Origin of the sequence: Antarcticimicrobium luteum (assembly GCF_004358185.1) — a bacterium.
Taxonomy (GTDB): Bacteria; Pseudomonadota; Alphaproteobacteria; order Rhodobacterales; family Rhodobacteraceae; genus Antarcticimicrobium; species Antarcticimicrobium luteum.
This window is the reverse complement of sequence record NZ_SMUV01000074.1, coordinates 277,085-285,922: the sequence shown is the minus strand read 5'-3', so window position 1 is coordinate 285,922 and position 8,838 is coordinate 277,085. Positions and strand designations below refer to the sequence as shown.

Annotated in this window: 6 protein-coding genes; 4 read left to right on the top strand and 2 right to left on the bottom strand. The window is 66.5% G+C overall.

The genetic code is table 11. The annotated features are described in order from the left end of the window. Window positions 1–128 precede the first annotated feature (128 nt). Entirely contained in the window at window positions 129–1,751 is a 1,623-nt protein-coding gene (locus E1832_RS21445) for a M10 family metallopeptidase C-terminal domain-containing protein (protein ID WP_133361823.1), read from the bottom strand. Window positions 1,752–1,963: 212 nt separating this feature from the next. Then, the gene (locus E1832_RS21440) at window positions 1,964–3,166 is read right to left on the bottom strand and encodes a class I SAM-dependent methyltransferase (protein ID WP_342635573.1); all 1,203 of its coding nucleotides are present in this window, start codon (window positions 3,164–3,166) and stop codon (window positions 1,964–1,966) included. 219 nt (window positions 3,167–3,385) lie between these two features. Between E1832_RS21440 and aspS the strand changes: the two genes are divergently transcribed. The 4 genes from aspS (at window position 3,386) to E1832_RS21420 (ending at window position 8,690) form a co-directional block, all read left to right on the top strand. Continuing rightward, window positions 3,386–5,164: an aspartate--tRNA ligase gene (aspS, locus tag E1832_RS21435; RefSeq protein WP_133361821.1), complete on the top strand. Its 1,779-nt coding sequence runs from the start codon at window positions 3,386–3,388 to the stop codon at window positions 5,162–5,164. 115 nt (window positions 5,165–5,279) lie between these two features. After that, window positions 5,280–6,674 carry a DUF1800 domain-containing protein gene (locus E1832_RS21430; protein WP_245514077.1) on the top strand — a complete coding sequence of 465 codons (1,395 nt, stop codon included), beginning with the start codon at window positions 5,280–5,282 and terminating at the stop codon, window positions 6,672–6,674. An 11-nt stretch (window positions 6,675–6,685) separates the two neighbouring features. Beyond that, the gene (locus E1832_RS21425) at window positions 6,686–7,921 is read left to right on the top strand and encodes a DUF1501 domain-containing protein (protein WP_133361820.1); all 1,236 of its coding nucleotides are present in this window, start codon (window positions 6,686–6,688) and stop codon (window positions 7,919–7,921) included. Between the two features lie 40 nt (window positions 7,922–7,961). Beyond that, window positions 7,962–8,690, top strand: a complete 729-nt coding sequence (locus tag E1832_RS21420; RefSeq protein WP_425358990.1) for a GNAT family N-acetyltransferase — start codon at window positions 7,962–7,964, stop codon at window positions 8,688–8,690. The last annotated feature ends 148 nt before the right edge of the window (window positions 8,691–8,838 follow it).

Here is an 8,838-nt window from a genome sequence, read left to right as displayed (position 1 = left end):
CGCTTTATAGGGATGGAAAGGAAAGGTGCAAGGGGGGGAGGCGCCTGTGCCGCCGCCGGCCGAGCCTGGGTGGTGACAATAAAAAATCCCCCCGCCGAAGCGGGGGGATCGGTTCGTTTCGCTTCGGCTCAGGCCAGGCCGAAGGAGAAGTCGGAGGCGTCTATATCCGCAGCCAAGGTGTCGGTCACCTTGGCGAAATCGATGCCGTCGATCTCCAGGATCACGTCGTCGCCGACCTGAGTGACGCCGATGTCCGCGAAGCTGCGCACGACCGTGTCGAGAATCTCGAAGGAGTCGACACCGTCGTTGTAGCCGACCACCGTATCGACCGCGTTCATTTCAACCACCTCGAACTGGAAGGTGTCCGCGCCGGTGCCGCCCTTCAGCTTGTCCTTGCCGAGGCCGCCGTTCAGCACGTCGTCCCCCTTGAGGCCCAGCAGAGTGTCAGCGCCGATGCCGCCATCGAGGAAGTCGGAACCGCCCTGGCCCTTGAGCAGGTCGTCGCCCTTGCCGCCCAGCAGATCGTCTTTGCCGACACCGCCGCGCAGCACGTCGTCGCCGTCACGGCCCTTCATCTCGTTGTCGGCGTTGTTGCCGATGATGACGTCATCCTGATCGGTGCCGATGGCATTCTCGATCAGGGTGTCGGTCGCCTCGGAAATGCCGCCTTCGATCGCGTCGATGATGTCCGAGCTGTCCGAGCTGAGATCAACAACCGTACCGAAACCGAAGAAGTCGACGATGTCCTGATAGGCCTCGGTGACCGTGGTGCCAAAGTCGGACACGGCGAAGATCGGGATGATCCCGCCCTTCAGCAGGGCATCCTTGACCTGGTCGAGCGTGGGGTAATCCTCGCCGGTGCCGTCATCGCCGGGGCCGTCGGTGATGGCGTCGCCGTCGTTGGACGGAACGGTGGAGAAATCTCCCGCCACATGCGGCACCGCGTCGGTGGCCAGCACGACAACCTTGAGCGCATCGCTGGACCAGCCGACTTCCGCCGTCCGCAGCGCCACCTGCATCAGGCCGGTCAGCTGCGACTCGGGGCCGTCGGCGCCGCTGCCCAGCACCAGATCGTCAAGCGCGGTCTTCCAGGTGTCATAGTCGCCCGTCAGCGCGAGCTGGGTCTGGTATTCATGGTCCGAGGTGCTCCCGAAGGGGGAGATCGGCTTGTCGATGAAGCTGGCCAGGCCGAGTTCCACGTCCGTCGCCAGACCCGAGATTGCGGTGACCAGATCGTCGGCCAGGCCGCGCACTGTCGAGATGTCGTCGCCGAACGAGCCGGACAGATCCTCCAGCAGGACCATTTCCAGCGCCCGCGCGCCGTCGTCGTCGGACAGGCCGGTCAGTTCGATGGTCCGGTCATCGACGGTCGAGATCGCGCCGGCGTTCATGTCGATACGCGCGCTGGTGATGCCGCCCGAGAAATCGATCGTGTCATTGTTCCCGGCGGTGTCGGTGATCACCACGTGATCGCCGGCGAACCCGTTGACGACGAAATGGTCGCTGCCATCGCCGCCAAAGGCGGTGTCGTCGCCCTGGGTCAGTTCAAAGACGTCGCGGTTCGCACCGCCCAGCATCAGGTCGTCGCCGATGCCGCCGACAAGAACGTCGTCGCCGTCGCCGCCTTCGAGGATGTCGTCACCCACGTGACCGAGCAGCACGTCGTCGCCGCTCAGACCGATGAGTTGGTCGTTGAACAAAGAACCGGATAGGACGTCATCGACGCCGTCTTCGCCAAGGTAAATTTTCATAGCTATTCTCCCATTTAGGCTTCGAAACACCCTCCTGAAACTGCGGCCGGGAGGGCGGGTTAGTAAAAATCAACTAATCAGTTGTACAAGTTTACCGTCGAATCACTGCGCTAAGCAATTGAAAGATTTGTCGCAGGATCCGCGCGCGTTTCCGCAATGAGCATAAATATGCCGACGCCTGAGGCGGGGTCGGGCAGGCGGATTTAGGGCTCCTATTCCGCCGCTTCGTGGAAGTCGCCGGCGGACCGGCCGGCATAAAGATAATCCCGTGTCAGGGGCGCGGCGTCGCGCCGGTGGCCGAGCTGGAACTGGAACACTGCCTGATGATCCTCTTCGAAGGTCATGTAACAGGCGACCAGGTAATACCGCCACATGCGGATGAACCTTTCGTCATAGCTTTGGCGCACGGTGTCGAGATTGGCGTCGAAACGTGTCAGCCAATGGCGCAGGGTCAGCGCATAGTGCAGGCGCAGCACCTCGATGTCCAGCGCCCACAGACCGGAGCGTTCCAGCGCCGGCGTCAGCTGCGACAGCGTCGGGATATAGCCGCCAGGAAAGATGTACTTGTTGATCCATTCGGCTTGTGCGCCGGGCGGGGCGAGGCTGCCGATGGTATGGATCAGCGCCACGCCGTCGCGGTCGAGCAGGTTTGCCACCTGCGCGAAATAGTCGCCGAAAAACGCCACGCCCACATGTTCCAGCATGCCGACCGAAACGACCCGGTCAAAGCTTTCGTGCAGGTCGCGGTAATCCTGCAGCCGGAACTCGGTCCGCGCGCTCATCCCGGCCTCGGCGGCGCGCCGCCGCGCGGTGGCCAACTGGTTCTCGGACAGGGTGACGCCGGTGACATGGGCGCCGTAATCACGCGCCAGCGTCAGCGCCATGCCGCCCCATCCGCAGCCGATGTCGAGAACGCGCATCCCCGGCTCGATCCGCAGCTTGGCCGCGATATGGGCCTTTTTCTCGACCTGGGCCTGGTCCAGCGACATGGCCGGATCGGGGAAATAGGCGCAGCTGTACTGCATGTCCTCGTCGAGGAAGAGCCGGTAAAGCTCGTCGGACAGATCGTAGTGATGGGCGACGTTCCGGCGCGCCAGCCCGGGGGTGTTGCGCCGCAGCCAGCTTTGCGCGCCATAGCGCAGGGCGGCATAGGCCCGCGCCCAGATCGGCAGATCGTCGTGCCGCCGGTTGCGCAGCAGAACGCGCAACAGCCCCTCGATGTCATCCCCGGCGATCTGGAGCGTATTGTTCATATAGCATTCGCCCAGGGCCAGTTCCGGGTTCAGGCAGAGCGCGCGCAGCGCGGCGTCCTCGGTGACACGGACCGATGCGGCAGGCTCGGCCTGGGTGCCATATGTCTTGGCGCGGCCATCAGGAAATGTGACATGCAGCTGTCCGGTCTGGATCAGACGCATCAACATACGATCAAAAATGTCTTTCCACATGGGCATAGCCCCGGCTCTCCGGTTCGCTTTATCCTTGCTTTGAAAAAACGTTACACCAGCCTTTTCGAATCCCCAATACCGTTGCGAATCCCGTTGCGTCACCTGTTGCTCCCTTGACTTCCGGGGCCGGGCACGGTGTATCGGCGCGACATTCATGACCGCCCAGACCGCCCGAAGGGGAGCCACCCGATGCACGCCTATCGCAGCCACACCTGCGCAGACCTTACCGCCGCCGATGTCGGCAAGACCGTTCGCCTGTCCGGCTGGGTTCACCGGATCCGCGATCACGGCGGCATCCTGTTCATCGACCTGCGCGACCATTATGGCATCACCCAGGTTCTGTGCGACCCCGACAGCCCGGTCTTCGCGGCGGTCGAAAAGCTGCGCAGCGAATGGTGCGTGCGCATCGACGGCGAGGTCAAGGCGCGTGCGCCCGAGCTGATCAACGCCAAGCTTCCCACCGGCGAGGTCGAGGTTTTCATCCGCGACATGGAGGTTCTGGGCCAGGCCGGCGAGCTGCCGCTGATCGTGTTCGGCGATCAGGAATATCCTGAGGAAACCCGCCTGCGCTATCGCTACCTGGACCTGCGCCGTGAGGCGATGCAGAACAACATGACGCTGCGCAGCGACGTGGTGGCCAGCATCCGCCGCCGCATGTGGGATCAGAAGTTCCGCGAATACCAGACCCCGATCATCACCGCCTCCAGCCCCGAGGGCGCGCGCGACTTTCTGGTGCCCTCGCGGCTGCATCCGGGCAAGTTCTACGCGCTGCCGCAGGCGCCGCAGCAGTTCAAGCAGCTGATCATGGTCAGCGGGTTCGACAAGTATTTCCAGATCGCGCCCTGTTTCCGCGACGAGGATCCGCGCGCCGACCGCTCGCCCACCGATTTCTACCAGCTCGACCTGGAGATGTCCTTTGTCACCCAGCAGGACGTGTTCGACACCATCCAGCCGGTGCTGGAGGGCGTGTTCGAAGAGTTCGGCGGCGGCCACAAGGTGGACAAGCACTGGCCGCACATCACGTACAAGGAAGCCGCGCTTTGGTACGGGACAGACAAGCCCGACCTGCGCAACCCGATCAAGATGCAGGACGTCAGCGAGCATTTCCGCGGCTCGGGCTTTGCCATTTTCGCCAATCTGCTGGAGCAGGAGGGGACCGAGATCCGCGCGATCCCGGCCAAGGGCGGCGGCAGCCGCAAGTTCTGCGACCGGATGAACTCCTATGCCCAGAAAGAGGGCCTGCCGGGGATGGGCTACATCTTCTGGCGCGACGGCGAGAACGGGATGGAGGCGGCTGGCCCGCTGGCCAAGAACATCGGCCCCGAACGGACCGAGGCGATCCGCCTGCAACTGGGCCTGGGCAAGGGCGACGCGGCCTTCTTCCTCGGCGGCAAGCCGTCGAGCTTCGAGGCGGTGGCGGGGCGTGCGCGAAACGTCATCGGCGAGGATCTGGGCCTGACCGACAAGGACCGCTTCGCGTTCTGCTGGGTGGTCGATTTCCCGATGTACGAAAAGGACGACGAGACCGGCAAGATCGACTTCAGCCACAACCCCTTCTCGATGCCGCAGGGTGGGATGGAGGCGCTGGACGGCGATCCGCTTGAGGTTCTGGGATACCAGTACGACCTGGCCTGCAACGGCTATGAGCTGGTCTCGGGCGCGATTCGGAATCACAAGCCCGAGATCATGTTCAAGGCGTTCGAACTGGCTGGGTATGGCGAGGACGAGGTGCGCAAGCGGTTCGGCGGCATGGTCAACGCGTTCCAGTACGGCGCACCGCCGCACGGCGGCTGCGCCGCCGGCATCGACCGCATCGTGATGCTGCTGGCCAACGAGGCCAACATCCGCGAGGTCATCATGTTCCCGATGAACCAGCGCGCCGAGGACCTGATGATGAACGCCCCCAGCGAGCCGACCAGCGATCAGCTGATGGATCTGGGCCTGCGGGTGATCCCGCGCGAGGGGTGACGCGCCCGGCGGTCCTTCGCCGACAGACGAATAAATGATCTTGGCGCGGCCCGTTCGACTAGGAACCGGGCCGCGCTGCTGTTTAAGCTGGGACCAATGACGCAACCCGAGTCGCGTGGTCCCGATCGTGAGCTTTTCCCCCGAACGTGCAGAGATCCGCTTTGGCTGCGGGCTATCGCCGCAGATCGCGCCGCCGCAGTCGATTGGCGCGATGCTGGCCGGGCTCGATGGGCCCGACCTGATGGCGGCGCGGTTTCCGGTGCTGTCCCATGAGGCCTATTGGCAGCGCCGGGCGCAGTGGCTGGAGCTGAAAAAGAAGCGGCGTCAGGCCAGCGGCGCGCGCGCCCAGGCGCTGGCGGATCAGACCAATGCGATCAACCGCAGCTTTCGCGCCGATCTGCTGAACGGCATCGGCCAGACCGTGCTGCGCTGGTCGCTGACCGGCGAGGGTCTGCGCGAACGTCTGACGCTGTTCTGGGCGGATCATTTCACCACCGTGGGCAAGACCGGGCCGCAGCGCAGCGCCGTCTCGAGCTATATCGACGCGGCGATCCGGCCCAACCTGTCGGGCCGCTTTGCCGATCTGCTGATCGCGGCGGTCACCCATCCGATGATGCTGTCCTATCTGGATCAGCAGATCTCTGTCGGCCCCGGAAGCGGTTTTGCACGGCGTCAGAACAAGCCCCGCGGGCTGAACGAGAATCTGGCCCGCGAGGTGATGGAGCTGCACACGCTGGGCGTGGACGGCCCCTATACCCAGACCGACGTGCGGCAACTGGCCGAGCTGTTCACCGGGCTGGGCATCGACAAGGCCGGTGCGCTGCAGTTTCAGCCGCGCCGGGCCGAGCCGGGGGCGGAAACCGTTCTGGGCCGCAGCTATGGCGGCGATCCGGCCCGGCTGGAGGCGGTGCACCGGGCGCTTTACGATCTGGCGGTGCATCCGGCCACGGCGGACCACATCGCGCGCAAGCTGGCGGTGCATTTCGTCTCGGACGCGCCCGATCCGGATCTGATAGGGCATATGGCGGCACGGTTTCTGGCCACCGACGGCGACCTGCGCGCGGTTTATGCCGCCATGCTGGAACATCCGGCGGCCTGGGCGGAGGGACCGGGCAACGTCAAGCCGCCGTTCGATTTCATGGCCTCGTCCTGCCGGGCGCTGGCGGTGCCGGAGCCCCGGCTGCGCGACGCCGCCCCGGCACAGGTGAACCGGCTGCTGCTGCAACCGATGCGGGCAATGGGCCAGTACTGGCAGCGTCCGGCCGGCCCCGATGGCTGGCCCGAGCAGGACGCCGCCTGGATCACCCCGCAGGGGCTGTCGGCGCGGCTGCGCTGGGCGATGGCGGTGCCGCGCCGGCTGTTGCCGGAGCTGCCCGACCCGCGCCGGTTCGTCGATGACGCGCTGGGCGCCGCCGCGCCCGAACCGGTGCGGTTTGCCGCGCGGGCGGCCGAGACCCGGGCCGAGGCTGTGGGGCTGATCCTGTCCGCCCCCGCCTTTCAGCGCCGATAGAGGAGGATACGATGACCGACAGGCTCTCCCGACGCGCCTTTCTCGCCCGCGGCGCCGTGCTGGGCTGTTCGGCGGCGGCCAGCCCGTTCCTGACCCGGGTCAGCTATGCCGCCGCCCCCTGGGACACCCGGCTGGTGGTGATCATCCTGCGCGGCGGCATGGACGGGCTGGATGTGGTGCAGCCCTATGGCGCCCCCGAATATGCCACGCTGCGCCGCACGCTGGCCGGCGGGCCGGGGCGGGGGGCCTCGGATCTCGACGGCTTTTTCGCGCTGCATCCGGCGCTTGCGCCGCTGATGCCGCTCTGGGCGCGGGGCGAGATGGGCTTCGTTCATGCCGTTTCCACCCCCTATCGGGACAAGCGCAGCCATTTCGACGGTCAGGACCTGCTGGAGGCCGGGACCGCCGATCTGGGGTCGGTGCGGGACGGCTGGCTCAACCGCATGCTGCAACTGGTTCCCGGGATCGAGGCGCAGACCGCCTTTGCGCTGGGCCATGGCGAGATGAAGGTTCTGACCGGCGCCGCTCCGGTGGCCGACTGGTCCCCCGAGGCCGAGCTGAGCATGAGCCCGCAGGCGATGCGGCTGGCGGAACTGGTGATGCAGGACGACCCGCTGTTCCATCCGGCGCTGGCCGAGGCGCTGATGCTCTCGCAGGCGGCGCCGGCGGGGATGGCCGGGAACGGGGACGAGGACGGGGACGGGGACGGCGCGGGAACGATGATGCTGCCGCCCACCGCCGGCACCGGCAAGGGCATGGTCCCGGTCGCCGAATTCGCCGCCCAGCAGCTGCGCGGCGACAGCCGGCTGGTCTCGTTCTCGATCACCGGCTGGGATAGTCATCGCAACCAGTCCCGGGTGCTGGGCGGCGCGCTGGGCCAACTGGCCGAGACCGTCACCACCCTGCATGACGGACTGGGGCCGGAGATCTGGGGCAAGACCGCCATCGTGGCGATGACCGAGTTTGGCCGCACCGTGGGTGAGAACGGCACCGGCGGCACCGATCACGGCACCGGCGGGGCAATGGTGCTGGCGGGCGGCGCGCTGCGCGGTGGGCGGGTGCACGGGCGCTGGCCGGGGCTGGACGAGGCCGCGCTCTATGACCGGCGCGACTTGTTGCCGACCGGCGATGTGCGTGCCGCCGCCGCCTGGATCCTGCGCGGGGTGGCCGGCCTTGATCGCGCCGGGCTGGAGCGCACGGTCTTTCCCGGGCTCGACATGGGCGAAGACCCGCGCCTGCTGCGCTGAGCGTCTTGCCGGGCGCCGTACCGCGCCCTAGGCTCGGACCATGGCCATGACCACGACCGATCCCGACCGCCCGCTGGGCCCCCCGGTTCACACCTGGACCCCGCCGCCCGCGCCCACCGGCGCGGTGCTGGAGGGGCGCCATGCCCGGCTGGAGCCGCTGTCGGCCGAGGCGCATGCGGCGCTGTTGTTCCGGGCCTATGAGGGGCATGACTGGCTGTGGGACTACATGGCCTACGGGCCGTTCCATTCGGCGGCACAATATCACCGCTGGGTGCGCGATACCGTGGCGAATACCGATCACCTGTTCTATGCCATCCGCGATCTGGACAGCGGCGGCTGGGGCGGGGTCGCAAGCTATTTGCGGATCAAGCCGCAGATGGGGGTGATCGAGGTGGGCAACATCAACCTGTCGCCCGCGCTGCAACGCACCCGCGCGGCGACCGAGGCGGTGGCGCTGATGATGGGCTGGGCGTTTGACGCAGGCTATCGCCGGTACGAGTGGAAATGCGATGCTCTGAACCGTCCCTCGCGCGCCGCCGCGCAGCGGCTCGGGTTCAGCTATGAGGGGGTGTTCCGTCAGCACATGGTGATCAAGGGGCGCAACCGCGATACCGCCTGGTTTGCGGTCACGGATACGGACTGGCCCGCCCTGCGCGAGGCCTTCGCGGCTTGGCTGAGCCCGTCGAATTTCACCGCCGATGGCGGGCAGGTCGAACGGCTCAGCGATCTGACCCGGCTGGTGCGGGTGGGCGCGGATCCGTCGCTTTGAGCGGGGCGCACCGAGGCGAGAGCGTCGGCAAGTAGGTCTGGATGGCCCGGTGGTGCCGGCATTTGGCTGACATTGGCACGGCGTCCTTCGGGCTTGATGCCGCGCTCGGGGGATTGGCGCAGAGGGGCGTTTCAGAGCGATGTTTCAG